Annotated in this window: 17 protein-coding genes; 6 read left to right on the top strand and 11 right to left on the bottom strand. The window is 72.4% G+C overall.

Going from position 1 to position 25,637, the window contains the following annotated elements; all coding sequences use genetic code 11:
* Positions 1–53 precede the first annotated feature (53 nt).
* From OHA72_RS03395 to OHA72_RS03375, 5 genes are all read right to left on the bottom strand, one after another.
* Positions 54–1,715, bottom strand: a complete 1,662-nt coding sequence (locus OHA72_RS03395) for a potassium channel family protein (RefSeq protein ID WP_327006394.1) — start codon at positions 1,713–1,715, stop codon at positions 54–56.
* Between the two features lie 27 nt (positions 1,716–1,742).
* Entirely contained in the window at positions 1,743–3,296 is a 1,554-nt protein-coding gene (locus OHA72_RS03390; RefSeq protein WP_327006393.1) for a hypothetical protein, read from the bottom strand.
* 103 nt (positions 3,297–3,399) lie between these two features.
* The gene (locus OHA72_RS03385; RefSeq protein ID WP_327006392.1) at positions 3,400–4,245 is read right to left on the bottom strand and encodes a hypothetical protein; all 846 of its coding nucleotides are present in this window, start codon (positions 4,243–4,245) and stop codon (positions 3,400–3,402) included.
* Positions 4,238–4,675 (bottom strand): hypothetical protein, encoded by a 438-nt coding sequence (locus OHA72_RS03380; protein WP_327006391.1) that lies wholly within the window; start codon positions 4,673–4,675, stop codon positions 4,238–4,240. Before OHA72_RS03380 ends, OHA72_RS03385 begins: the two co-directional genes overlap by 8 nt.
* Positions 4,675–7,884, bottom strand: coding sequence for a winged helix-turn-helix domain-containing protein (locus OHA72_RS03375; RefSeq protein WP_327006390.1), 3,210 nt, complete (start codon positions 7,882–7,884; stop codon positions 4,675–4,677). The genes OHA72_RS03380 and OHA72_RS03375 overlap by 1 nt, the downstream gene beginning before the upstream one ends.
* A gap of 322 nt (positions 7,885–8,206) precedes the next feature.
* On the opposite strand from OHA72_RS03375, the gene OHA72_RS03370 reads away from it, so the two are divergent.
* The gene (locus OHA72_RS03370) at positions 8,207–8,848 is read left to right on the top strand and encodes a hypothetical protein (protein WP_327006389.1); all 642 of its coding nucleotides are present in this window, start codon (positions 8,207–8,209) and stop codon (positions 8,846–8,848) included.
* Positions 8,849–8,922: 74 nt separating this feature from the next.
* On the opposite strand, the gene OHA72_RS03365 is transcribed toward OHA72_RS03370, so the two are convergent.
* Positions 8,923–9,405 (bottom strand): DUF1269 domain-containing protein, encoded by a 483-nt coding sequence (locus OHA72_RS03365; RefSeq protein ID WP_327006388.1) that lies wholly within the window; start codon positions 9,403–9,405, stop codon positions 8,923–8,925.
* A gap of 161 nt (positions 9,406–9,566) precedes the next feature.
* On the opposite strand from OHA72_RS03365, the gene OHA72_RS03360 reads away from it, so the two are divergent.
* Complete coding sequence (locus OHA72_RS03360; protein ID WP_327006387.1) at positions 9,567–9,854, top strand: hypothetical protein; 288 nt, start codon at positions 9,567–9,569, stop codon at positions 9,852–9,854.
* 180 nt (positions 9,855–10,034) lie between these two features.
* Here the strand turns inward: OHA72_RS03360 and OHA72_RS03355 are convergent, their stop codons facing one another.
* Positions 10,035–10,916, bottom strand: coding sequence for a DUF7144 family membrane protein (locus OHA72_RS03355; RefSeq protein WP_327006386.1), 882 nt, complete (start codon positions 10,914–10,916; stop codon positions 10,035–10,037).
* 342 nt (positions 10,917–11,258) lie between these two features.
* On the opposite strand from OHA72_RS03355, the gene OHA72_RS03350 reads away from it, so the two are divergent.
* Both OHA72_RS03350 and OHA72_RS03345 read left to right on the top strand, forming a co-directional pair.
* Positions 11,259–12,131, top strand: a complete 873-nt coding sequence (locus tag OHA72_RS03350) for a formylglycine-generating enzyme family protein (protein ID WP_327011442.1) — start codon at positions 11,259–11,261, stop codon at positions 12,129–12,131.
* Positions 12,132–12,360: 229 nt separating this feature from the next.
* A complete protein-coding gene (locus OHA72_RS03345; RefSeq protein WP_327006385.1) occupies positions 12,361–14,874 on the top strand; it encodes a winged helix-turn-helix domain-containing protein in 2,514 nt (837 codons plus the stop codon).
* A gap of 263 nt (positions 14,875–15,137) precedes the next feature.
* On the opposite strand, the gene OHA72_RS03340 is transcribed toward OHA72_RS03345, so the two are convergent.
* From OHA72_RS03340 to OHA72_RS03330, 3 genes are all read right to left on the bottom strand, one after another.
* Positions 15,138–15,935, bottom strand: coding sequence for a DUF7144 family membrane protein (locus tag OHA72_RS03340; protein WP_327006384.1), 798 nt, complete (start codon positions 15,933–15,935; stop codon positions 15,138–15,140).
* Positions 15,936–16,247: 312 nt separating this feature from the next.
* The gene (locus OHA72_RS03335; protein ID WP_327006383.1) at positions 16,248–16,922 is read right to left on the bottom strand and encodes a PP2C family protein-serine/threonine phosphatase; all 675 of its coding nucleotides are present in this window, start codon (positions 16,920–16,922) and stop codon (positions 16,248–16,250) included.
* A gap of 141 nt (positions 16,923–17,063) precedes the next feature.
* Positions 17,064–19,838: a winged helix-turn-helix domain-containing protein gene (locus tag OHA72_RS03330; RefSeq protein ID WP_327006382.1), complete on the bottom strand. Its 2,775-nt coding sequence runs from the start codon at positions 19,836–19,838 to the stop codon at positions 17,064–17,066.
* A 769-nt stretch (positions 19,839–20,607) separates the two neighbouring features.
* On the opposite strand from OHA72_RS03330, the gene OHA72_RS03325 reads away from it, so the two are divergent.
* Positions 20,608–22,821 (top strand): SpoIIE family protein phosphatase, encoded by a 2,214-nt coding sequence (locus OHA72_RS03325; protein WP_327006381.1) that lies wholly within the window; start codon positions 20,608–20,610, stop codon positions 22,819–22,821.
* A 25-nt stretch (positions 22,822–22,846) separates the two neighbouring features.
* Here OHA72_RS03325 and metG read toward each other — a convergent pair whose 3' ends face one another.
* A complete protein-coding gene (metG, locus tag OHA72_RS03320; RefSeq protein WP_327006380.1) occupies positions 22,847–24,610 on the bottom strand; it encodes a methionine--tRNA ligase in 1,764 nt (587 codons plus the stop codon).
* 108 nt (positions 24,611–24,718) lie between these two features.
* On the opposite strand from metG, the gene OHA72_RS03315 reads away from it, so the two are divergent.
* The gene (locus OHA72_RS03315; protein ID WP_327006379.1) at positions 24,719–25,627 is read left to right on the top strand and encodes a hypothetical protein; all 909 of its coding nucleotides are present in this window, start codon (positions 24,719–24,721) and stop codon (positions 25,625–25,627) included.
* Positions 25,628–25,637: the final 10 nt, after the last annotated feature.

Below are 25,637 nucleotides of genomic sequence, written 5' to 3'. Positions count from 1 at the left end.
AGGTGACCCGCCAGCACCCGAAGAGGATGACCAGGGATGAGCTGGGAGGTGGGTCACGGCGCGGCGGCGCGTGCCAGCAGCGCGACGAGGCCCGCGCGGGTCGCCACGACCACCATCGTGTGGGCGCGGTCGAGGGTCCGCCCGCGGTTGCGCTCCGGCCACCAGAACGTCTGCACGCCCTGGCCGAGTCCGGGGCGGCCGGTCTGGACAGCGACGAGCCGGATCTCGCCGGCGACGTTGACCTCGTGGAAGGGCCGGCCCTCCAGCCGGGAGCGGGCGCCGACGTGGACCTCGGCGACGAGCAGGACCCGGCGCCCGACCGGGATCGTGTCGATCACCTCGCTGCCGACCATCGACGCGGCGAACGCGGGCGCGGCCAGGTAGGACACGCTGCGGGAGTGGTTGATGCCGAACGCGACCTTGACCCTGCGGGCGAAGTCCTCCTCGAACAGCCGCAGCACCACCCGCAGGTCGGCGCGCAGCGAGCGGGCCAGCAGCGCCGCCTCCAGGTTGGTGACGTCGTCGGTGGTGACCATGACCAGGCAGCGGGCCGTGGTCACCGACGCGGCCTGCAGAGTCTCGGGGTCCCTGGCGTCGCCGAGGATCACCGGGATGCCGAGCCCCCGCGCGACGGCGACGCCGCGGGCGGTCGGGGCGCGGTCCACCGCGACCACGTCGATGCCCTGGTCGTGCAGGCCCTGGACGACCCGGGCGCCGACGTTGCCGAGGCCGATGACGATCACGTGGTTGCCGACCGGCACGGCCAGCCCGCCGGCGGCGATCTTCAGCCGGGCCTTGACGAGCGTGTTGACCACGGCGGCGGTGACGGCCGGGATGACCGCGACCCCGGCGATGACCAGCGCGAGATCGACGGCCTGGCTGACGCGTCCCGCGTCGAGGTCGGCATTGGCGCCGCCGAGCGTGGTCAGGACGGTGACGTACAGCGCGCGCCACGGGCTCAGGTCCTTGACGGAGGCGACGACGACGGTGCCGGCGGCGATGAGCGCTGCGACGCCGACCAGGACGCGGCGCAGCCCGCCCTTGAGCACCAGCCGGGTCGTGCGCAGCGGGTGCCGGCCGACCCGGCGCGGCGCCGGCTCCGGCCGGCCGTAGGTGCTGACGAGGACGAAGTCGGCGTCGTCGTCGAGCGCGGGAAGGCTGACCGGGTCCGCGTCCGCGGGACCGGTGACGGCGAGGCCGCACCGGACGTCGGTCGGGTTGGCGGCGTCCCGGTCGACGGCCATGAGGCGCTGACCGTCGCTCAGCTGGATCGACGTCGGGGTGTTGTCGCCCAGCGCCGCGGCGACGAACGCGGGCGCCGCGATCTCCGACGCGGACAGCACCGCGCAGTTGCGCAGCCGCGACGCCACACCCTCGCCGAGGACGGTGTTGAACATCCGCAGCACGACCCTGACGTCGGGCAGCGTCTCGCGGGCGATCAGCGCCGCGTCGACGTTGGCCACGTCGTCGGCGTCGACGAACGCGATCGCCTCGGCCTCGGCGAGCTCCGCCCGCAGGAACGTGGCCGCCGTGAGCCGCCGCTCCTCCACGACCATCGACCACGGGTCGGGCGCGCACAGCTCCGTGATCTCCGGCGCCAGGTTCTGCGTCAGCGACGGCACGACGACCGTCACCTGCGCGCCGTAGCTGTTGATCAGCTCGCCGACGAGGCGCCGGGCGAGGGCGTTGTCGCCCCAGACGACGAATCGGCGCACGCCTATGATCGTATCGACGCCACGCGGTCAGCAGGGTGGCGGGAAACCGACGAGCAGGTTGATGTCGTACACCATGATGGCGTAGCGGCCGGTGTCGAAGCGCTGCTTCGGCGGCCCCCACATCTTCACCGCCTGCGCCGGGGTGCCGTAGAACGGCCGGTCCTTCTCGAAGACGATGAACCGGGCGTCGTGCGCGGCGTCGTACATGCTGGTCTTGGACTGCCAGCACATCGGGGCGACCCGGTCGCCGTCGCCGAGGACCGGCACGACCGTCACCTTCCGGTTCGTGGTGACGGTGATGTTGTTCGACACCCAGTAGGCGCCGAGACCGTAGGTGAGGTTGCGCTCCCGCAGCCAGTCGGCGACGACCTGCCCCTCCGACGGCTCGGCCCGCGGCGGCGAGTAGGCCACGAGGTTGAGCGTCAGCAGCGCCAGGACGCTGGCGAGGACGCCCTGCCGCCAGCGGACCGTCAGCCGCGGCCCGATGATCCGGCCGGCGAGGACCGCCGCCATCGGCAGCACCGGCGAGATCTCCCGCGCCGCCATGAGGTCGACGGGCAGCGTCGAGACGATCTCCGCGCCGATGTCGCAGCAGATCGCGATCGCCATGATCTCCTCGACCCGGTCCGCGGTGCCGCGCAGCATGCGCACCAGCACGATCACGACCGCGACCAGCGCCACCAGGAAACCGATCAGGTGCAGGTAGGACACGCCCTGCTGGATCCACTTGGACTGCCAGCCGGGCCGGTGGGTGCCGAACAGCACGCCGAGCATGCGGGCCGTCATGTGCGCCCGGCTGAACCACTCGTCCCACGGCGACAGCTCGATCGGCGGCTTCGGCGTGTGGTAGCCGCCGATGGCCTTCAGCCCCCAGGTGGCCAGGTGCGACAGGACGACCGAGACGCCACCGGCGACGGCGAGCTGGAAGTCCATGCTCATCAGGCGGCTGCGGTACGGCCCGGGCAGCCGCGCCGCCCGCACCAGGCACACGAGTGCCAGGGGAACGGCGCCGACGAACGTGACCAGCGGATCGCCCCACGCGCCCCATGCCAGCAGCAGCGCCACCACGACCGGCTTGGCCTTCGTGTCGCGCATCCGGTCGATCGCGCCCCACGCCAGCAGCAGCGGCACCGCCGAGCCGGTGTGGTTGGGCGAGGACAGCAGCGTCTGGTATCCGGTGCCGGGCACCGGCACCAGCAGGATCGCGACCGTCACCCCGACCCGCAGCCAGCCCTGCAGCCCGGTCGCGCGGCCCTTGGCGAGGATCGCGGCCAGCAGCACGATCATCGTGTACGTGATCGCCGCGGCGATGTGGATCTGCGCCACCGTCGGGCCGGTGAAGACCTGGATCATCGCGTACTGGATCAGCTCGCTCGGGTAGAACGCGACGTCCGACAGCGTCCAGTCCGACAGCAGCGGATTGCCGTGGAACATGTCCCAGGCCTGCATCGCGTTGCTCGCGCCGTCGCTGTTGATCGGGAACGCGTATGCCATCCGCAGGTAGGCGAAGAACAGCCCGACGGCCGCGACGGCGATCCCGAACCCGGTCAGTACCCCGGTCAACCGCCTGGTTTTCAGCACCCCGGCAGGGTAGCTGTTTGCGGCTCCGCCGGCTTCGCCGGTGGCTCCATGGGGGGCCGCGCCTCCCCGCACCCCCCATGCTCCGCTGCGCTGCGCACTCAGGCTATTCGAACTCGTCTGCCAGTTCGCGGTATGCGGCAAGTACCGTTTCCGTCCGTTCCGTCAGAGTTTCAGCGGGTTCTGGATCGCGGGCCGGCCGGGCATTGATCGCGCCCAGCAGCACGTCGGCGGCGTTGACCCGCATCCGGGCCCGCGACTGGGCCGCGCGGTGGTCCAGGAACCCCTGGCACAGCCCGGCGAGGTGGCGCAGCCGCCCGGCCCGCCGGCTCACCTCGGCGTCGACCTCGGTCAGCCGGGCCGTGAGCTCCGCCTGCCGGTCGGTGACGGCGGCGAACAGCAGCCCGGCGCCGATCGGCTCGCCCACCGACGCGCGCAGCTCCCGCGCGGCGGCCCGCAGCTCGCCGCGTTCGGCGAGGGCGTGCGCGAGATCCCACAGCGTGCGTTCCAGGGTCTCCTGCGGATCCGTCGGGTCGCCGAGGCGCTCCAGCACGGGCCATGTCAGCACGATCCGGTCGGCGTGCGCGGCGGCCTCCTCGAACACGACCCGGTCCCGCGGGTCGGTGAGGAACTGCCGCAGCGCCTTCTCCCGGCTCGCCGGCGTCCGCACCAGGTGCAGCCCGGCGAGCAGGAACCCGGTCGCGGCGACGGCGGCGAGGACGGCGCGGCCCAGCGGCGGCGGGTCCAGCCAGTGGATCCCCAGGGCCACGACCGCGGCGCAGGTGAGAGCGGCGGCGTACGCCACGAACACCCAGTTGTCGGCCGGCCAGTACGGCCCGCTGCGCGGCTGCTCCGCGGCGCCCGCCAGTCCCCGGTCGACGGCCCGGTCCAGGGCGCGGGACGCCTGCCGGCGCACGATCGCGGTCCGCCGCCCGCGCAGGTACTCAAGCACGCCGGACCAGCGCCGAGCAGGCACTCGCGAGCAGCAACCCGGCGAGGACCCCCGGCAGGCCGCCGACGACCCCGGCGAACAGGGCCGTCGCGACGAGCACCGGCAGTGACAGCGGCCCCACCCAGCTCGGCAGGTGCTGCGCCGGCACACCCACCAGGGCGATCAGCGACGCGGCGGCCAGGGCGAGCAGCGGCGCGAGGGGCTGGCCGGACGTCAGGACCAGGCCGGCGGCGAGGGCCACGCCCAGCGCAGGCCCTGGCAGCGGCAGGACCGTGAGCAGGCCCACGCCGACCGCGGCGGCCTGCGGGTGGGCGACCCCGCCGACGTTGAGCGCCGGCCAGGCCACGGTGGCCGCGAGCGCGCCCCAGACGCACCGATGGGTCGCCGCCGCGGCGGGTCCGGGTCCCTCGTCGACGGCCCGGACCAGCATCACAGCAGCCGCAGTTCCCGCGCCCGTTCGACGGCCTCGCGCCGGCGGCCGGCGTGCAGCTTGCGGTAGATGTTCTTCACGTGCGTCTTGACGGTGTTGACCGACACGTACAGGGTCGAGGCGATCTCCAGGTTGGACATCGTGCCCTGCAGGTAGCGCAGCACCGTCAGTTCCCGTTCGGTGAGCGGCTCGACGAGGCTGCCGTCGGCGCCGCGCCCGCCGCCCGCGAGGGGCGAGGACCCGGCGGCCAGTTCCGCGGCGAGCGGGTGGTACACCGGCAGCAGCGGCGCGAAGTTGGCCAGAAGATCCCGCACGGGGTGCCCGCCGACCAGGAACGGCCGCCGGAAGCTCTCCTCCTCGGCGATGTCCAGGGCCACCTCCAGGCCGCGCAGGACCCGGTTGCGGTCGCCGAGCGCCCTGCCCGCCAGCGACGTCAGGATCGCGGCGTGCACGGTCCACGTCAGCGCGTTGTCCACCGACGGGGTCGCGTACTGCTGGGCGGTCGACGCGGCGGCGGCCGCCTTGCCCTCGACCAGCGCCGCCGACGCGTCGACACAGGCGGCCCAGCCCGGGTACACGTCCGGGTCGCCGCCGGTCGCGACGAGTCGCCTCGCCGCACCGAGGTCGCCGCCGCTGATGCGCAGCTCCGCCTCGGTCAGTGCCAGGGCCCGCTCCACGCTCGGGGCCAGTGGTGCGCCGCCGAGCTCGCGGCGGGCTGTGTGCAGGACCTCGAGGGCCGCGGCGAGCCGGCCGGAGCCGTGGCGCAGCTTCGCCCGCACGGTGGCGATCGCGACCAGCAGGTCGGGGTCGCCGGCGGCGAGGTCGAGGCCCTCGTCCAGGAGGCGGTCGGCCTCCGCGATGCGGTCCCATTCGCCGTACACGCTGGCCAGGGCCATCCGCACCCAGCCGAGGTCGGTGGCGTCGGTGATGCCGAAGCGGTCCGCGGTCACCAGCGCCTGCCGGCCGAGACGGGCCGAGGCCCGCAGCCGGCCGCGGGCCGCTTCGAGCACCGACAGCTGGGCCGCCGCGCACACCTGCGCCTGCGCCATGCCCGTGCGCTGGGCGAGCACCAGGGCACCGTGCAGCGGCGTCCCGGCGGCGGCGAGCTCGCCCAGCCGCAGCCGCGCCTCGCCCTCGTCCAACATGGACAGTGCCCGGACCTCGTCGTTCTGCTCCTCGGGCCGGTTGAGCTCACCCAGGGCCGCGAGGGTCCTGCGCGGGTCGCCGGACAGCCACGCCTCGGCGGCCATGAACCCGGCGATCATGCGGGCGCTGACCCGGGCCGGACTCTTCGCGGTGGCAGTCTGCGCGTCCGATGCCGGCTGGCCGTTGGGGGCCGCCTGGCCGGTGGCGGGCTGTCCGGTGGCCGGGGCCGGGGCGGTCATGACGGCCGTCGCGTTGGCGCCGCCCGAGGTGGGCCTCGCCACCGCCGCGCCCGCTCCTGTCGCCGTCCCCGGTGCTGCCGGGCCGGGCTGCGTGGCCGGCATGCCCGGCGCGGTCTGGCCCGGCGCGGTCTGGCCCGGCGCGGTCTGGCCCGGCGCGGTCTGGCCCGGCGCGGTCTGGCCCGGGCGGGCGGCCTGCGCGGTCGTGCCCGTCCCGCCACCCGTGCCGGTCCCACCGCCCGGTCCGGCGGGGTTGCCCGGGTTGCCGGGGGCGTTCGGACTGGTCGGGCTGTTCGGGCCGGGCGGGGTGCTCAGCCCCGTCGTAGCGGTCGTAGCGGTCGGGCCGGTCGTGGCGGTCGGGCCGGTGGGGCCGGTTGTGGCGGTCGTGGCGGTCGGGCCGGTGGCGTCCCGGCGACCCGGCGCCGCTTCGCCGGCGGCGTTCGCCGCGCCGCTCGCGTTGCCGTTGGCCGCGCCACCGCCGTTCGCCGCCGAGGAGCCGTTGCCGTTCGCGGTGCCGGCGCCGGTGACGGTGCTCGTGGCCGGTCCGGGCTGCGGGTTCGAGGTGTCCGTGGCGCGGTTGCTGCGCCGCAGGAAGTCGCGGGTGCCCTCCAGGTCGCCGACCCGCAGGCGCTCCGCCGCGAACGCCAGGGCCAGCCGCGGGTCGGTGTGCTCGTCGCCGGCCGGCGCGTGCGGCGCCGCCTCGTGCGGGCGGTCGTAGCGGACCCCGCCGACGATGTCGGGCCAGTGCCGCTCAAGGGTCTCGACCGCACCCGGCCAGTCCTCGGCGAGCAGCGCGTGGCGCATCGCCTCGGCCGGGATGCCGTACGTCGCATGCCACGCCGCCGCCCTGCGGTGCAGCTCAGCGACCCGTTCCGGGTTGCGGCGCAGCAGCTCGGAGTGCAGCGTACGGGCGAACAGCGGATGGAACCGGTACCAGCCGCCGGGGCCGGCGTTGCGGGTGAGGAACGCGTTGGAGCCCTTGAGCTCCGCGAGGACCCGGGCGCCGTCGTCGCGGCCGGTGATCGCCTCGACCAGGCCGGCGTTGAGCCGGGTCGCGACCGCCGTGTCGAACAGCAGCCGGCGGGTGTCGGCGGGCAGCGTCTCGATGACCTCGCCGGTGAGGAAGTCGCCGACGGCGGTGCTGTAGGGGCCGCCGTCGTCGAGGACCCGCTCCGGCTCCGGGTGCCCGCGCATCGCCATCGCGGCCAGCCGCACACCGGCCGGCCAGCCCTCGGTCATCGAGTGCAGCGCGTACAGGGTGCTGCCGGGCAGGACCACGTCGTGCGCGGCGAGCAGCTGCGCGGTCTCGGTGATGGTCAGCGACAGGTCGGTCGTGCGCATCTCCGTCAGCGAGCCGTTGACCCGCCAGCGGTACAGCGGCAGCGCGGGGTCACGCCGGCACGACAGCACCAGGTGCAGGCGGCCCATCCCGTGCCGTACCAACGACTCCAGCTCCGTCAGGGCAGCCGGGTCGCTGATCTCGCGCACGTCGTCGACGACCACGATGTGGGGCCGGTCGAGGGAGTCGACGACCCGTGTGAGGTCGTCGTCGTCCTCGCCGCCGGTCAGGTCACCCTTCACGTCGCCGGCGGACAGCGCCCCCCGCAGGCGGCCGGGCACGTCGGCGCCGTCCGGCGAGTGCGAGGTCACCCAGCGCACCACCGGCATCTCGTCACCGATCCGCGCGGTGCGGGCCCAGGCGACCAGCGCCGCGGTCTTGCCCCAACCGGCGGGCGCGGTCACCAGCGTCAGCGGCGCACGCACCGCGGCGTCCAGCTGCGCGACGACACGGTCACGCAGCACGTATCCGGGCGGGAGATCCGGCACCGCCAACGTCGACGGGGCCGTTCCACGGCGATCCTGCTGTACCAGCGCTTGCGACACTCGGTGCCCCCCGATTTCATACCTCGCCAAACGTGACGAGCAAAGCACCGCCCGCAGCTGCGGGGCCTCACCCTGCCTGGGTGGTCTTCCCTGAACCGATGTGGCTGTTTGCCTTGCGTAGCAACGGTTCCATCGACGTCGCTGCACCGGCACGCCGGGCGCAGGAGGCTCACCCGGAACGGATGACGCGCGGTCACCACAGTGGTCGGCAGCGTTCCCGATATCGCCCGTCGCTTCGACGGGCGGGGGAGGGGATGAGCCCAGGATGAGCGCGCTTGTCGGCGAAATCGAGCTCCGCGGCGAAAACGGGTTCGAGCTGAGCCTCAGGGGCTACCACCGTGCCCAGGTCGACCGCTACGTCGCCACCTTGCAGATGCGGCTGACCACGGTGGAGACGGAGCTGGCCTCGGCGCGTTACCGCGAGCAGCAGCTCGCGGGCAGAGTCGAACGGCTCAACACCGATCTGCGCCAGTGCACGTGCGGCGACGAGAGCTCCAAGGCCGTCGGTGGCCGGATCCAGCAGATGATCGAGCTGGCGGAGCAGGAGGCGGACGAACTGCGCAGGCAGGCCGCCGGAGAGCTGGACGGCGCCCGGATCGCGGCGGAGGCGATGCTCGCCGACGCCCGCAAGCACGCCGAGGACGCGATCCGCGACTTCCAGACCGCGCTGGCGCAGCGCCGCTCCGAAGAGGCCCGAGCCGAGCAGTCCCGCCGCGCGCAGTGGGACACCCGCCGGCAGCGGCAGCGCGAGGCGGCGGAGAACCTCCTCGCATCGACCCGTTCCATCGGCACCGAGAGCCTGCAGACGACCAGGAGGCTGCTGGACGTGCTGTCCGAGCAGCACGCCAAGCTGACCGCCGAGGTCGAGACCGCGGAGAAGGAGATGGCCAACCTGCCCAACGCCTGAACGACGTACTGCCCCGTCCCGGTGCCCGGTGTCCATGATGGACACCGGGCACCGCCCTGTCCGGGGCCGGCCTGTCAGGCGAAGACCTCGTGCAGGTGGTCCTCCTGCTCCTTGGACAGGTTGGTGTGCAGCAGCTTCGGCCGCTCACCGGCGAACGCGTCGCGGACCCGGTCGACCACCACGTCGGTGGTCAGCAGGAACAGCGCCGACGTCCCGGGCTGGATCTCCTCGCGGGTCCGCTTGATGAAGTCGTCGTCGATGCCGACGTCGGTCAGCGAACCCGCAATGGCGCCGGCCGCCGCGCCGACCGCCATGCCGAACAGCGGGATGAGGAAGATCAGGCCGAAGAGCATGCCCCAGAACATGCCGCCGAGCGCGCCGCGGGCGGTGAGGTTGTGCAGCTGCCGGGTCTTGGGCTTGTCGGAGCCGTGCTGCCAGGACACGGTCGCGGCGTCCTCGATGGTCACCAGACCCTGCTTCGCGAGGTCCTGGAGCTTCTCAGCGGCTTGCGAGGCGCCTTCAGGGGTGTCGAACTTCCAGACGGTCAACGTGGCCATCGCGGTGCTCTCCGTTCCGTGACGTGGATCGACATGTAGATCGAGCGTCGCGGCGGCGGTCCGGGCGCCGCCCCACCTGTGCGGAGTGACGATCTGCCCGCTGGCCGATCACCCTGCCGGGGTGAGGACGCATCACTCTGACAGCCAGCAGGATTCCTGCCATGAACGAACTGCGGGCGGCCCTGATGGTGACTGCTGCACCATCCGCGATGGTCCGCCCGTTCCCGCCAGCCGCGGGCGTCACGTCGTCGGTGGTCCCCGACGTGACGACCCAGCTGGAGCGCCAGGTGAACACCGTTGAGCAGGGGGTACTCAACGGGGCAGGAGGAGCGGTGGACACGGCCCGCATCCTGCGCACCGGACGCTCTTCAGCGAGGGCGGCGGGAGCCGATGGGTGGGCGGCTGATCCGGAGGAGGCCGCCCACCCATCGCAAGTCACAGGCGTCTGAACACCGAAAGACGGCGCGAGAGGCGCCGACGCGCTCCCAGGCCCGCGTCGGCGCCTCAGGCGTTTCCGCACGAAGAAGGTGGCTGCCACGGGGGCAGCCACCTTCTCTGCTTCCTTGCTGGTTCTTTTCCTTACCGGTCTTCCTTCTTACCGGTCTTCCTTACTGCTCTTCCCCACCTGCTCAGATCACGCCGTAGTCCGAGGTCGGTGCGGCATGCGCGCCGCGCGGGGGATCCGACCAGCGGCCCGTGTCCGCGTGCCGGCCGGTCATCTCGTCCATGTCGCCGTACCGCGGGAGCTCGCCCTGCCCCAGATCGCCGCCGCCGTGGCGGGCCGTCTGCTCGGGCCGGGCCGGCTCGCCCGGGTGCGAGCCCTCGTTCGGCCTGGCCGTCGCGCCCGGCCGCCCCGACTGGTAGGGCCCGCTCGGCGGGTACGGGCCGACGTTCGTCCCGGACGTCTGGCCTGAGGCCGGCCCGGCGCTGTAACTGGGCGCCCCGGACGGGCGCGCCGCCGGGTGGCTCGGCGAGGTGGGCGAGTTCATCGGGATGCCACTGCCCTGCGACTGGTAGTCCGGCTGGTACTCGGACTGGTAGTCGGGCTGGAACTCGCGGGGCTGCTCGCGGTCCGCGCGATGGATGCCCGGTGCCGCTCCCGCGGCCGCCGTCTCCGCGGCGGGCTCCAGCGAGTCGCTCCAGTGCACCGTGAGTGCGAACAGCACCACCACACTGAGCGTGATCATCAGCAGCGACCACACCGGGTACGCGCCGAGCCAGCCGACCTGGATCAGCATGTGCAGCGCCACGATGATGATCGCCGCCACCCGGGCGGCGGTGTTGCGGGCGAACAGCCCGATCCCGGCGGCCAGCAACAGGGCGCCGAACGCCAGCATGAGGATGCCCCAGCCGGTCAGGTTGACGACGACGAGACTGTCGCCGTCGATGAATGCCACCTGGTTCTGCAGCAGCGCGACGAGTCCTTCGAGCACGTTGAGGAGCCCGAGCACGACGAGCATGACGGCCGCGAAGGTGACCCAGCCGAACCACACGGTTCTGCTCTTGGTCATGGCCTCTGTGTTCCTTCCTCTGCACGAGCGGGACACCGGCAGGAGGCAGGGGTTGGCAGGTCTGACCCAGGGGAGCAGGTTCGTCGTCCGGCCGCGGCGGACAAGAGAGGAGGCGCCGCGGCCGGATCCGGCGAAGCTCGTGTGGCGACCTCCCTCCCTTGCGGAAATTGCGAACCGGTGCTTTTGGAACCGAACGTTGCCGCGCATCCGGATGACCGGGCATCACCCTGGTTGTGTGAGTTGGCGTGCCCGTCCATCGATCGAACCATCGACGGACCGCCCGTCACCCGCACCGGGTGAGGACTTCTCACCCGGCGGCGCCAGCACAATGCGGTCGTGGAGATGGCCTGGATACCTGGTGGCACCTTCGCCATGGGTGCGGATGGCTTCTATCCGGAAGAGGCGCCGGTGCGCAAGGTCACCGTCGACGGCTTCTGGATCGACTCGCATCCCGTGACGAACGCGGAGTTCGCCCTGTTCACGCAGGAGACCGGCTACGAGACCGTGGCGGAGCGGCAACCCGAGCCGGGCACGCTGCCCGGCTCGATGGTGTTCGTGCAACCGCCGGGCCCGGTGCCGCTGCGCGACTGGCGGGTGTGGTGGGAGTTCCGCCCCGGCGCGTCCTGGCGACATCCGTGGGGCCCGGATTCCGACATCCGGGGGAAGTCCGCGCACCCGGTGGTGCACGTCGCCTACGAGGACGCCGCCGCGTACGCCCGGTGGGCCGGCAAGGACCTGCCCACCGAGGCGGAGTGGGAGTTCGCCGCCCGCGGCGGGCTCGAGCAGGCGGTGTACCCATGGGGTGACGAACCCGAGCCGGGACGTGCCAACATCTGGCACGGCATATTCCCGTGGCTCGATCGCAGCGACAGCGGGCACGGCACCAGCCCGGTCGGTGCGTTCGCCGCCAACGCGTACGGGCTCTTCGACGTGGTCGGTAACGTGTGGGAGTGGACCTCGGACTACTACCGCTCCGGCAACGCGAGGTTCGACATGGGCGACGACCCCCTCCAGCCGCAGGGTGAGGTCGCGGAGAACCCCCGCGTCGACACTCCCGCAGGGGCGGCCGTCTATGCCAGCCGGGTCGTCAAGGGTGGCTCCTACCTGTGCTCCACCGGCTACGACCACCGGTTCCGTCCCGCCGCCCGGCAGCCGGAGGCGGTCGACAACGGCAGCTGCCACGTAGGCTTCCGATGCGTACGCAGGCTCGGGTGAGCACGCAGCGTCATTTGTTCACCCCCTACGGGTGAGGCGTCCTCACCTTTAATCGCCCCACAATCCCGTGGTCATCCGCCGTGCTGCGGTGGGTGGGAGGGGGCGAAATACGTTGGGGCAGAAGACGCTTATTGACACCATCACCCGTCCCGCGCTGCACTTCGCAGTGCCTGAGCCGCCCCGCTATCACGTGCCACGACCGCGTCTTTTGGACGCGTTGGATCGGGCGGTGGCGGGGCCTTTGACATTGATCTCCGCTCCGGCGGGGTGGGGCAAGACCACCCTGCTGGCCGAGTGGGTCGCGGCGGGGCGGGTCCCCTGGCCGCTGGCGTGGTTGACGGTCGAGGCGCACCACGGCCCACGCTTTTGGGAACACGTGCTCGGGGCGGTCGCGGCAGCAACCGCGGAGCACCAGGTCACCGCGGCACCCGCCGACGGTGGCGAGGCACTCGACGAACTGATCGTGCTGCTGCGCCGGCCGGGCCCGCCGGTCGCCGTGATCCTCGACGACCTGCAGGAACTGTCCGTCCCGCGGGTGTGGGGTGAGCTCGAGACACTGCTTTCCCAGGCGGGTGACCGCCTGCGTCTCGTCATCGCCTGCCGGACCGACCCGGCGCTCACCCTGTACCGGTTCCGCATCCGCGGCGCGCTCGCCGAGCTGCGCAACGGGACGCTGGGCTTCACCCTCGACGAGACGGCGCAGATGCTCAACGCGCACGGCGTCCGGCTCGCCGAGTCGGCGCTGGTCGAGCTGCACGCGGTGATGCGTGGATGGGCGGCGGGACTGCGACTCGCCGCCCTCGCCGTGCAGGGACACCCGGAGCCCGACAGCCTGGTGCCCCGCTTCGCGCTGCAGGACCGGGCGCTGGGGGAGTACCTCGTCGGCGAGGTCTTCGACACCCTGCCGGAGGACATCCGCGAGGTCGTCCTGTGCACGTCGGTGCTCGACCAGGTCAGCGCGGAGCTCGTGGAGGCGTTGACCGGGCGGGTCGACGGCGCGCGGATCCTGGCGCAGCTGGAGCACTCGAACCTGTTCGTCGTGCAGGGCAGCGGCAACGCCGGCATGTACCGGTGCCATCCGCTGTTCGGGCTGATGCTCTACGACGAACTGCGCCACCGCCGGCCCGAGCAGGTCCGCCAGCTGCACCGGCGGGCCGCGGACTGGTTCGCCGCGCACGACCTGCCGGCCGACGCGCTGCGGCACGCCCTGGCAGCCCGCAACTGGGGCCAGGCGTCCGACCTGCTCGCGGCGAGCTGGCAGGAGCTGGTGCCAGGCGCCCGGCTGCGGACCATCAAGGAGCTGGTCCCGCCGCCGCCGCAGGAGGTCCGCAACGATCCGCGGCTGGCCCTGGCGTTCGCGGCGGAGCGCCTCGACGCCAGCGACCCGCAGGGCACGGAGACGTTCCTGCACCTGGTCGACCGTTCCCAGCACACCCTGGTCGAGTCGGCCCGCACGGCGCTGCGGCCCATCGTCGACAGTTTCCGCATGGCCGAGGCGCACCAGTCCGGCAAGCCCGACCTGATCCTGGCCACGGCGCCGCTGCTGCTGCGCGACGACATGGGCCTCGACGACCAGGACACCGCCCGGATGCGGGCCCTGGCCCTGGTCGCGGTCGGGGGTGCCCGGCTGCTGCAGGGTGACCTGGCCGCCGCGGAGCTCGCCCTGACGGAGGCGCTGAACCTGGCCCGCCGCTGCGGCGGGGTCCAGTCCCAGCTGGCCGCGCTGCGCCAGCTCGCGCAGCTCAACGCGACCCGCGGCCGGTTGTCCGCGGCGATGCGCTACGGCAAGGAGGCCCTGGCCCTCGCCGACCGCGAGGGACAGACGCAGGGCAGTGACGTGGTCTGGGCCCAGCTCACCGTCGCCGAGGTCTGCTACCTGCAGGCCAGGGTGCCGGCGGCCGAGCACTACCTGGACCGTGCCCTGGACGGCGGCGGTCTCGCCGACCCGGGCCTGGTGGCGGTGGCGACGATGTCCCGGGCCCACATCCGGGCCGCCGCCGGCGACGCCAGGGCCGCCTGCACCGAGCTCGCCGCGATCCGGCGGCAGCTCGCGGACTGGCGGTACACCCAGCGGCTGCAGCACTGCGTCACGCTCGCCGAGGCCGAGCTGCGACTCGCCGCCGGCGACGTGGAGGCGGCCAAGAGGCTGCTGAACCTGGAGCCCGTCGAGCTGCTCACGCCGTGGCTGGGTGTGGTGCGGGCGAAGGCCCACCTCGCCGAGCGCCGCCCGGCGGCGGCACTCGGCGCGGTCCAGCCGTTCCTGGAGTACACCACCGGCTCGCTGGTGTGGACGGTCGACGCCAACCTCACCTGCGCCCGGGCGTTGCGCGCCCTCGGTGACCGGTCCAAGGCCGGCCGGGCCCTCGAGCAGGCGCTGCGCTGCGCCGAGGACGAGGGCATCCGCTGGCCGTTCGTGGCCGGCGGCCAGCCGGTCAGGGAGCTGCTGGTGACCTACCTGCCGGCGGGCAGCGGCTACCGCGGCGTCGCCGAGGACATCGCCACCGAGCTCAACGGCTTCGGCCGCCCCGCCGCCGTGGCGGGCGAGCTGGCCGAACCGCTCACCGAACGCGAACTGGCCGTCCTGCGCTACCTGCAGGGCACGCTGTCGGCCGGTGAGATCGCCTCGATGCTCTACGTGTCCGTCAACACGGTGAAGACGCACATGAAGAACATCTACCGCAAGCTGGGGGTCGGCAGGCGGCGAGAGGTGATCGAGCGGGCTCGCGAGCTGAACCTGCTGTAGGTCGGTTCGCGCAGACGGAAAGGGCGGCCCCCGGGAAACCGGGGGCCGCCCTTCTTGGCGTCTGCGTCCTTGGCGTCTGCGTCCCTGGTGTCTCCGTCGTCTCCGTCTCCCGGGCGACGGGCAATCCGATCCCCATCCACCGTGTCGTCGTCGGTGCCCAGCGCACGCACACACAGCCGAGCCCATACAGACAGGTGCCCGCACAGACAACAGCGGCGCCCACGTCATTGTGGGCGCCGCTGTCGGCGGTGGGGATGTTCGAGCTACTGGGTCACGTACGGGCGGGCGCCGATCGCGGCGAGCTCCTCCTCGTCCTCGACCATGACGCCCTCGATGATCGCGGTGTCGGCCTGCGCGGCGATCAGCACCGGCAGCGGGTCCATCAGCGGGTCGAGGGAGGCGCGCTGGATGGGGACCAGTGACTCCTCGACCGGCTCCCCCAGGATCATCGGGACGGTGGCGTGCCCGACGGCGCGGACCCACGAGGTGGGGGAGTCGAAGTCGATGTCGTCGACGTCCACGTCCACCGTGGCGGAAACGGCGGGTTCGAGCTCCTCGACGATGTCCACCAGGATCACGTCGTCGTCCTCGTGCCGCACGATGGGCCGGCCGGCCTTGTGGCGGCCGCGGTACCGGTCGGAGCGGCTGTTGCGCCGCAGCGCGAGCTTCGTGACGGACGCGATCGGGGTCTCGTCCGGTTCGGCGTCGGCCTCGGCCGCCCTGCCTCTCGGTACCGTGAGGATGAAGAGAATGATCACATCGAGTGTGATCATGAGCAGCGACCACGCCGGGTAGGCCCGGAGCATGGCCAGCTGCGAGATCGCGTGCAGCGCCACGATGCTGACCGCGGCGGCCCGGGCGCTGCTCTTGCGGGCGCGCAGCGCGAAGCCGGTGACGCCGAGCAGCACACCGAGGGTCACCGTCGCCGCCGCCCACGTCGTGGCGCTGGTGAACGCCACGTCATTCCTGTCGAAGCCGATGCCGCCGCTGGCGAACCCCACCAGCAGTCCCTGCGAGACGTTCAACGTGCCGACGAGCGTGAGCATCGTCGTTCCGAACATGGTCCATTCCTTCACCACACCGCCGCCGCCGCTGTCCATCCGCCGTACTCTCCCTACTGCCTCTGCCGTCTGCTGAATCGATTTCACCTGGGGGACAACGGCCGGAAAAACACTGCGGGCCGTGCCGGCCCCGGTCGAAACCAGGACCGGCACGGCCTATCTCCCCCGTTGTTATCTGTTCCCCCCGGAACAGGCCCGGATGGCCGTTCCGGACGCGCCGCCCGCGCGCCCGGAACGTCCACGTCGTGCCTGGGAACATGATTGGAGGGAGGCGGGTGAGCAGGGATCACCCTCGATGGGTGAGCTTCCGGGTCATCTGGCCACCGGCTCGGCGGCCAACAGGCAGGCGTCGTCGTCGGGGTTGCCGCGCCGGGCGCCGTCCAGCGCGCGGTCCATCCGCTCGTCCGGCGCGGAGGCGTGCATCGCGGCCCGCACGTCGTCGGCGAGCCCCTGGACGCCCTGGTCGATGGCCTGGTCGCGACGTTCGACGACGCCGTCGGTGTACATGAAGAGCAGCTCGCCGGGTTCGATGCGCACGGCCGCATGTGGGTACGCGGCGCAGGGCTCGACGCCGAGCGCCATGCCGGACGGCTGGCGCAGCGGCCCGACGCCGTCGGCGTTGGCGCGCAGGATCGGCAGGTGGCCCGCGCGGGCCCAGACGAGCATCCGGTCGGCGGGGCGGAACCGGCCGCAGACCGCGGTGGCGAGCATCGTCGTGCGGCGCCGGCACAGCATCCGGTTGAGGGCGGCGAGGATGGTGCCGGGTTCGTCCCCGGCCAGGGCGAGAGACGTCATCGACGCCCGCAGCTGCAGCATCGTGCCGGCCGCGTCGGGGCCGTGGCCCATTACGTCGCCGACGGCCAGCATCACGTCGCCGCCCGGAAGGGCGATGCCGAGGAACCAGTCCCCGCCGACGCCGGCGATCGTGTCGGCGACCGCGTACCGCACGCCGACCCGCACACCGTTGACCGCAACATCCGTCGTCACCACGTCACACCCCTGAGCCTTCGTCGGTCGACGGCCGGAGCACCGGCAACCGCCCATATCGTGGCCCCCACAGCCGGGTGGGTGGCTCGCCCGGAAAGGGTGGTTGGCGGCAACGGCCGCACCACCCCGCGGGGTGAGCGCTCAGATCAGGGACAGTTCCCGGGCGCGGCGCACCGCGTCGCGGCGACGGCTGACGCCGAGCTTGCGGTACACGTGCCTGACGTGGGTCTTCACGGTGTTGGTCGACACGCTCAGCACCGCGGCGATCTCGGCGATCGACAGCATGCTGCGCAGGTAGAACAGCACCTGCGACTCCTTCTCGGTGAGCGGGTCGGCCATGGTGGGACCCGCCGGCGCGGTCCACGCCGCGAGACTGTCCGCGACCCCGCCGGGAGGAGCCGGGGCCGGCAGCGCCCCGGCGGGCGGCGACCCGTCGGTCTGCGCCGCGGCGGCCTGCACCGCCGGGGGCTGCGCGCGGGCGTCGGCAATGCCGTACCGCTCGTCACGCTCCAGCTCCCGCGGGCGGCTGACGGTCAGCACCGGCGGCGCAGCGAGCACCTCCGCGATCCAGGTGGCGTGCCCCTGGAACGGCCGGCGGATGCCTTCGGGCCCGGCCATCCGCAGCGCCTGGTCGAGCTGCTCCGACGCGGCGCCGACGTCACCGAGCTGCCGCAGCGCCTGGGCCAGCAGGACCGTGGCCGACACGGCGGTGACCAGCGACACGGGCTTGCGGTCCAGGACCCGGTCGGCCAGCTGCGCGGCGGTTGACGGGCGCCCCTCGGCCAGGTGCAGGCGGCCGAGGGTCAGCAGCGGCTCCTCCGACTCCGGCCAGCACCGCACCGCCTCGGCGATGACCGTGTGCGCCCGGTCCATCCGGCCGGAGTGCAGGCACAGCTCGGCCTGCAGGGCCCGGGCGGTGACGTCCGCGTAGCGGGGCATCGAGCCGACCCGGCTGTCCAGCAGCGGTTCGAGGGCCTCCAGGGCGCCGGTGTGGTCGCCGCGGTCGAAGAGCAGCAGCGCGAGGGCGATCGCCCCGCTGACCCACCCGTTGGGGTCGGGCACGGCGTTGGCGCTGACGCTCTCCTCGATGTGGAAGCGGGCCTCGTCGAGCTGCCCGCGCTCCCGGCAGACGGCGGCCAGCACCAGCCGGGCGTAGCTGATGTTGCGCGACTCGGCGATCCCCGCGTCGCGGCAGCTGTCCAGGACCCGCCGGGCGCAGGCCGCCGCCGCCGACAGCCGCCCGCAGCTGAGGTGCGCGAGCGCCTGCAGGCGGTTGGCCTGCACGGTGAGCAGGTTGAACCCGGACTTGCGGGCCAGGTCGGCGCCGCGTTCCAGCGCCGTGTCGGCCTCGTCCAGCCGCCCGCCGGCCACCCCGGCGCCGGCGAGGGTCAGGTGCACGACGGCGCGCGCCGCGTCGGTGAAGTCGGCGTAGACGTGCTCGCTTGCGGCCTCCTCGGTGCGCTCCAGCAGCCGCGCCGCCGCCTCCCCGGCCCGGTCCGGGTTCTCGGCGGCTTCGGCCTCCGCGAGCCGCATCGCCGCGAGGACCTCGGCCTGCACCGCTGTGGGCGCCTCGCCGAGCCCGCGTTCACCCAGCCTGATGAACGCGGACATGCCGACCAGGTCGCCGGTGTCGCGGCAGTACACGGCGAGGGCGAAGGCGAGCATCGGCCGATCGGCGATGTCCGGCGGTGGCTGCGTGCCGTCCCGCGCCGTCATCGCCCGCGGACCGGATCCGGCCAGCTCGGGCCAGTACTGCATGAATAATCGTTCGGCCGAGACCCAGTCGCTGCCCGCTATGGCGTGCGTCAGGGCGTCGCTGGGCAGGCCGTTGGCGGCGTACCAGCCGGCCGCGGCCCGGTGCAGCGCCCGCTCCTCGGCGAACGGCAGCGTGACGCGCAGCTCGGCGCGCAGCATCGCCCGCAGCAGCCTGCGGTAGCGGTACCAGGAGTGCGAGCCGCCGTAGAAGCTGGCGAGGGCGTTCGCACGGCTCATCTGGGCGAGCAGCCGGGCACCGCCGCGGCTGCCGGTGAGGGCCTCGACCAGGCCGGGACACACGGTCTCCAGGATGGAGGTGCGCAGCATGACCTCGCGTATCTCGGGGTCGAGGTGCTGCAGGATCTCGCGCCGGACGTATTCGCTGAGCCCGACCTCCTCGTTGAGCCCGGCCTCGCCGAGGATGATGTCGGTGACCATCCGCTCCGGCTCGTGCCGGCCGACCATCGCGGACAGGATCACCGCGACCGCCGCCGGCCAGCCCTCGGTGACGTGCCACAGGGCGTAGCGGACGTGCTGGGCCAGGCGCACCCCGTAGCCCTCGGCGAGGCCGGCGACCTCGTCCTGGGTGAGGGCCAGGTGGTCGGTGCGCAGCTCGTTGAGCTGGCCGCGGACCCGCCACCGGTACAGCGACAACGGCGGCTCGGTCCGCGCGAGGATGAGGAAGCTGATCCGGTCGCCGAGCCGGGTGATGAGCCGCTCGAGCCGGCGCAGCACGGTGTGGTTGGTGACGTGGTGCAGGTCGTCGAGGACGACGACGGCGCGTTCGTGGTGGTGGGCGTTGCTCCACGCGTAGGTGGTGGGGTCCACGGCGATGCCGGCGGTGGTCAGGGCCTTCGTCAGCTGCCGCCAGGCGGTGGCGCCGCAGTTGACCTCGAACCGCACGTAGGCGGCGCGGCCAGGGGCACATCCGGCACGGATCCAGGACGCGACCAGGGCGGTCTTGCCCCAGCCGGTCGGCGCGCAGAGCAGGGTCACCGGGTGCGAGACGGCCGCGTCGAGCTGGTCCATGAGCCGGGCCCGGGCGAGGTGCACCGTCGGCAGCGCGGGCGTGTCGCCGTGCCGCTCAACGACCTCCGCCTCGATCGGCCGGTTCGGCGCGTTCCAGACGCGGAACCGTTCTGCGGCGTCGTTGTGCGCCAATTTGTCAAGAGTGCTCTCGCGTGGAACGCCGTGATGGCTCGTGTGCACCAGTCACTCCCGAAGACGCGGTTTTCCGACGTGCCGGTCGGCCCTTCCTGGGGGTGGTAATGGTCGGACAACTGACGCCGACCACCATAGATCTCCGACCGGTCCCGAGGGGAGCCTCACATTCGCCAGCGTCGATTGCATAGCTACAAACATTGACGGATATCGCACGGTTGAGCGCTCTACAGGTAGACATGCATCGATTGATTACGCTGGCCTGCCGTACACCGTGTACGCGCCAGTGAGGGCGATCGACGCATTTTGTCCAGTTTTGCTGTCCGCGTCAGTTGTCACTGCGCGTCTTGTGGCTACACAGCGTGAACCTGGGTCCTGAGGGCTTCCTGGGCGCCGCACAGGGGTGTGCGGAATGGCCGGTTTCGACCCGCGGCGGGCCCGTACTGCACGGCTGCGAAGATCCTCCCACTTAGGGTCTCGGCGTGTCGATTTGAGATCTACTCAGATTGACACCACTCATTACTCAGAACCATCGGATCTGGTCAGATTTGTTGCTCATAATTACAACGGTGTCATCAGCAACACTCCTCTTAGGTGCTCCGTCGGTTGCTCAAACACATGCCAATCTGCAAGTTGCACGCTCCGACAAGCGGCATAGGGTACATTCCAGGCGCTCTCTGTGACCGGTGGTTCCGCCGCAGCCGTTGCGCCGCCACCCGGTTGCTGGTTTGGATGGTTCGTCCGCGAATGTTCCAAGACCGGAGGTCCGGTGTACGACCTCAACAGCCTCTCGCTGAGCGAGATCGTGCGCTGCGGGACCGACGTGCGCGCCGCCGCCGCGACGCAGGAGGATCTCCCCGGTGCGTTGCGGGCCGTCGCGGTGCTGCTGCGCGACCGGGTGCGCGACGGCCAGGACGGGCCACCGGCCTTCGCCTGGATCCGCCTCGCCGCCGGCGCGACGGTCGTCAGCGTCGGCGACCCGCCACCGGCCGCCCTGCCCGTCGAGGGCCCCGCGGGCGTCCAGCTGCACGACGCCGACGACTATCCGGTGCGGGTCGTGCTCGCGGTCGGCGACCCCGGCCACCGCATGCTCGCCGGCGTCACCGTCCGGCTGGACGAGCCGACCGCGAGGCTGTTCGAGCTGGTCAGCCTCAATTTGCGGATAGGGCTGCAGCGGCACCAGGGCGCCTGCCCCGCGCAGCGCGAGGCGGCGCTCGGCGATCTGCTCACCGCCGTCGAGCGGGCCGCGGCGGAGCAGGCGGCCCGCATGGAGCAGACCGTCGCCGAGCTCGCCGCCGCCGCCGACCGGCTGCGCCGCAGCCAGCACGAGCTGCGCGAGCGGGAGGCCCGGCTGCGGGAGGAGACCGGCATCGCCGAGGCGTTGCACGCCGTCGGCACCGACCTGTCCTCGGAGCTCGACGTCGACCGGGTCGTCCAGCGCGCCACCGACGTGGCGACGGATCTCACCGGCGCGGCGTTCGGTTCGTTCTTCTACAACGTCACCGACGAGGTCGGCGAGTCGTACCTGCTGTACACCCTCTCCGGAGTGCCGAAAGAGGCGTTTTCAAAGTTTCCGATGCCGCGTAACACGAAGGTGTTCGATCCGACGTTCCGCGGTGTCGGGTACATGCGCAGTGACGACATCACCAAGGACCCGAGGTATGGGCACAACGAACCGTATTCCGGCATTCCCGATGGTCATCTGCCGGTCGTGAGCTACCTGGCCGTGCCCGTCATCTCCTCCACCGGCGAGGTGCTCGGCGGCTTCTTCTTCGGCCACCCGCAACGGGCCCGGTTCACCGAACGGCACGAGCGGCTCGCCGTCGGCGTCGCGGCCCACGCCGCCGGCGCCCTCGACAACGCCCGCATGTACCTGCGGCAGCGCAACGCCGCGGTCGAGCTGCAGCGCAGCCTCCTGCCCCGGATCCCCCGCCTCGACGGGCTCGAGGTGGTCTCGCGGTACCTGCCGGCCGCGAAGGGCGTCGAGGTCGGCGGCGACTGGGTCGACCTGCTGCCGCTGTCGGCGGGCCGGGTCGCGCTGGTCGTCGGCGACGTCATGGGCAAGGGCATCCGCGCCGCCGCCGTCATGGGGCAGCTGCGCACGGCGATCCGCTCGTACGCGTCGCTGGACCTTTCCCCGGGCTCCCTGCTGCGGCAGCTGAACACGCTGCTCACCGCCGACCTCGACACGCAGATGGCGACCTGCCTCTACGCCGTCTACGACCTGGTGCACGGCACCCTGAGCTACGCCAACGCGGGCCACCCGCCGGCCGTCGGGGTCCTCGCGGGCCAGCCGTCGCGGCTGCTGACCGGGCCGGTCGGACCGCCGCTGGGCACCGTCGACTTCCCGTACACCGAGCACGTCGTCGCCGTGCCGCCCGGTGAGGCGCTGCTGCTGTACACCGACGGCCTGATCGAACGGCGCGACAGCAACATCGAGGACCGCCTCGCCGACCTGCAGGGGCGCATCGCCCTGCACCCCCGGCCGACCCTGGCCGCCATCGACGACCTCGTCGCAGGGATGGTCGACCCCGCCCACCACGAGGACGACATCGCGGTGCTCTACGTCCGGCAGCCGCCGGCCGAGGTGCCGCTCACCGCCGTCGCGGCCTACCCGGCGTCGGCGGCGCAGAGCCGCACCGCCCGCCGCTTCGTCGAGGAGACCCTGGACGGGTGGGGGGTGCCCGGCGAGCGGACGGAGACCGCGGTCGCGGTCGTCGCCGAGCTCTTCGCCAACGCGGCGACCCACGCCCGCACCCGCCACGTCGAGCTGCGCCTGCACCTGCTGCCCGCCCACGTCGCGGTCGAGGTCTTCGACCAGGACAACCGGCTGCCGTTCCTGATCGAGCCGACCTTCGACGACGAGCACCACCGCGGCCTGCACATCGTGCGCGCCACCTCGGACCGCTGGGGCACCCGCGCGGTCGCCGACGGCAAGATCGTCTGGGCGGAGATCCCGCTGCACCCCCGGCCGGCCGTCTGACGGCGACGGCCGGGGGCCGCGGTCATCAGCTCTGCAGCCGGGCCAGCTCCTCCTCGACGATCGACTCGTCGAGCTTCTTGAACACCGGCGTCGGCGCCGACAACGGGGTGCCCGCGACGACCGGGACGCTGACCCACGTCGCGCCGACCGTGTAGTCGCCGGTCAGGATCGGATACATGAGGCCGTTGTCCAGGTCCTCGACGTCGACGATCTGCGGCATCGGGGCGTGCACGCCGGTGCCGCCCAGCAGCTCGTGGATCTGCTGCGCCGCGTGCGGCAGGAACGGCGTGAGCAGCGTGTTGCAGTCGCGCACCGCCTGCAGGGCGACGTGCAGCACGGTGCCCATCCGGGCCTTGTCCTCCTTGAGCTTCCACGGCGACTGGTCGGAGAAGTACTTGTTGACCTCGCCGACGACGCGCATCGCCTCGGAGATCGCCGCCTTCTGCCGGTGCTTGGCGAGCAGGTCGCCGACCGTGCCGAACCCGGCCCGGACCGCCTCCAGCAGCGTGGTGTCCTCCGCCGTCAGCTCGCCCGCCGCCGGGATCTCCCCGAAGTTCTTCGCGGCCATCGAGATCGAGCGGTTGACCAGGTTGCCCCAGCCGGCGACCAGCTCGTCGTTGTTGCGGCGGCGGAACTCCGACCAGGTGAAGTCGGTGTCGGTCGCCTCCGGGCCGGCCACGGCGATGAAGTACCGCAGCGCGTCGGCGTCGTAGCGCTCCAGGAAGTCCCGCACGTAGATGACGACCCGCCGCGACGAGGAGAACTTCCTGCCCTCCATCGTCAGGTACTCCGAGGACACCACCTCGGTCGGCAGGTTGAGCGCACCGAGCGAGCCCGGCTTCGGCGCCGAGTAGCCCAGCAGGATCGACGGCCAGATCACCGAGTGGAAGACGATGTTGTCCTTGCCCATGAAGTAGAACGCCTCGGCGTCCGGGTCCTGCCACCACTTGCGCCACGCCTGCGGGTCACCGGTGCGGCGGGCCCACTCGACCGACGCCGACAGGTATCCGATGACCGCGTCGAACCACACGTAGATGCGCTTGTCGTCGCGGTCGCGCCAGCCGTCGAGCGGGATCGGCACCCCCCACTCCAGGTCACGGGTGATCGCCCGCGGCTGGAGATCGGCGATGAGGTTGCGGGAGAACTTCAGCACGTTGGGCCGCCAGCCCTCGCGGGTGTCGAGCCAGGCGTTGAGCTGGTCCGCGAACGCGGGCAGGTCCAGGAAGAAGTGCTCGGTCTCCACGAACTCCGGCGTCTCACCGTTGATCTTCGACCGCGGGTTGATGAGCTGGTCGGGGTCGAGCTGGTTGCCGCAGTTGTCGCACTGGTCGCCGCGGGCGCTGTCGTAGCCGCAGATCGGGCAGGTGCCCTCGATGTACCGGTCCGGCAGCGTGCGCCCCGTCGACGGCGACCGGGCGCCGAGCGTGGTCTTCGCGATGATGTACCCGTTGTCGTGCAGGCCCTCGAAGAGCTCCTGGACGACCTGGTAGTGGTTGCCGGTGGTGGTGCGGGTGAACAGGTCATACGTCAGGCCGAGCCCGTGCAGGTCCTCGACGATGACGCGGTTGTACCGGTCGACGAGCTCGCGCGGGGTCACCCCCTCGGCGTCGGCCTGGACCTGGATCGGGGTGCCGTGCTCATCGGTGCCGGAGACCATCAGCACGTCATGACCGGCCATTCGCATGTACCGGCTGAACACGTCGGAAGGCACTCCGAAGCCGGACACGTGACCGATGTGGCGCGGCCCGTTGGCGTAAGGCCAGGCGACCGCGGCGAGAACACGACTCATGACCTGCAAGCGTAGTGACCCGCCCGCTCGTTCGGCGAACGGATAGTTTCTCCCGACACGCTAGGTGACGTCCGAAATATGCAGTATCGCCCGTTGTCCAATGAACCGGTGAGCGAAGAAGCAGCGTGGTGGCGTGGCCAGGCCGCCGGGATCCCACCCAAGGCCCTCGACCCCGACGGGTTCCCGTTGTGGCCGACCACCACGACCACGACGGTCAGGGCGCCGGCCGCCGGGCCCGCCCGCGACCTCGTGCCGGTCGTTCCCGGCCTCACCGACCCGGATGCCGGCGCCTACGACGCGGGCGCCACGGCGGTCGTCGAACACCTGCAGCTCGCCACCGACCACCTGGAGCGGACCGCGGCCCAGCTGTCCGCGCTGCAGGCGCCCGGCACCCAGGCGCCCGACGCCCACTGGTCCGACGCCCGGCTCTCCGACGCGGGCGAGCTCTGGCCGCCGCCCGCGATGCGCGTCATGCGCCGGCCCCGCGACGCCGCCCGTACCTCCCCGCCCCCGAAGCGCCTGCCGTGGAAGGTCCGGCACTCCCGCAACCCCGCCGTCGGCCTGCCCGCGATGCTGGTGATCGCCCTGCTCGCCGGCTTCTTCGCCTGGACCAGCGCCGAACCGTTCTGGCTCGACATGGGTCAGGGCGAGCGCGGCCTCGCCCAGATCACCCGCTGCAAGGGCGACGGCGTCCTGCGCCGCTGCTACGCCACCTTCCAGTCCGAGGCGCATCCGGCGGTCGCGGGCGTACCCCTCGTCGGCGCCGACGACACCCCCGGCACCGTTCTGGACGCACGGATGCGCGAGGGCGGGCGGATCGCGTACGCCGGCAACCCCTCCGGCCTGCGCGTGCGCTGGACGGTCGGCCTGGCCCTGATCCTGCTCTGCGGCGCCGCCCTCTGCTGGGCCACCGGCGCCGGCCGCCTCGGCCGCTTCCGGACCCGCCTGGCCGCCTGCGCGGTGACCGTCGCGGCCCCGCTGGTGCTCGGCCTCGGGGTCCTCGTCGCCAGCTACTAGCCGGCCCTGG

The sequence above is a fragment of the Dactylosporangium sp. NBC_01737 genome (assembly GCF_035963215.1).
In the GTDB taxonomy this organism is placed as follows: Bacteria; Actinomycetota; Actinomycetes; order Mycobacteriales; family Micromonosporaceae; genus Dactylosporangium.
This window is presented reverse-complemented; position numbering and strand designations above follow the sequence as displayed.

Bases quoted from the DNA above. Each gene is read 5' to 3' on its own strand.
- OHA72_RS03380 (WP_327006391.1), bottom strand. From the start codon at position 4,675: ATGCTGGTCCGGGCCGTCGACGAGGGACCCGGACCCGCCGCGGCGGCG.
- OHA72_RS03370 (WP_327006389.1), top strand. From the start codon at position 8,207: ATGAGCGCGCTTGTCGGCGAAATCGAGCTCCGCGGCGAAAACGGGTTC.
- OHA72_RS03365 (WP_327006388.1), bottom strand. From the start codon at position 9,405: ATGGCCACGTTGACCGTCTGGAAGTTCGACACCCCTGAAGGCGCCTCG.
- OHA72_RS03360 (WP_327006387.1), top strand. From the start codon at position 9,567: ATGAACGAACTGCGGGCGGCCCTGATGGTGACTGCTGCACCATCCGCG.
- OHA72_RS03355 (WP_327006386.1), bottom strand. From the start codon at position 10,916: ATGACCAAGAGCAGAACCGTGTGGTTCGGCTGGGTCACCTTCGCGGCC.
- OHA72_RS03350 (WP_327011442.1), top strand. From the start codon at position 11,259: ATGGCCTGGATACCTGGTGGCACCTTCGCCATGGGTGCGGATGGCTTC.
- OHA72_RS03340 (WP_327006384.1), bottom strand. From the start codon at position 15,935: ATGTTCGGAACGACGATGCTCACGCTCGTCGGCACGTTGAACGTCTCG.
- metG (WP_327006380.1), bottom strand. From the start codon at position 24,610: ATGAGTCGTGTTCTCGCCGCGGTCGCCTGGCCTTACGCCAACGGGCCG.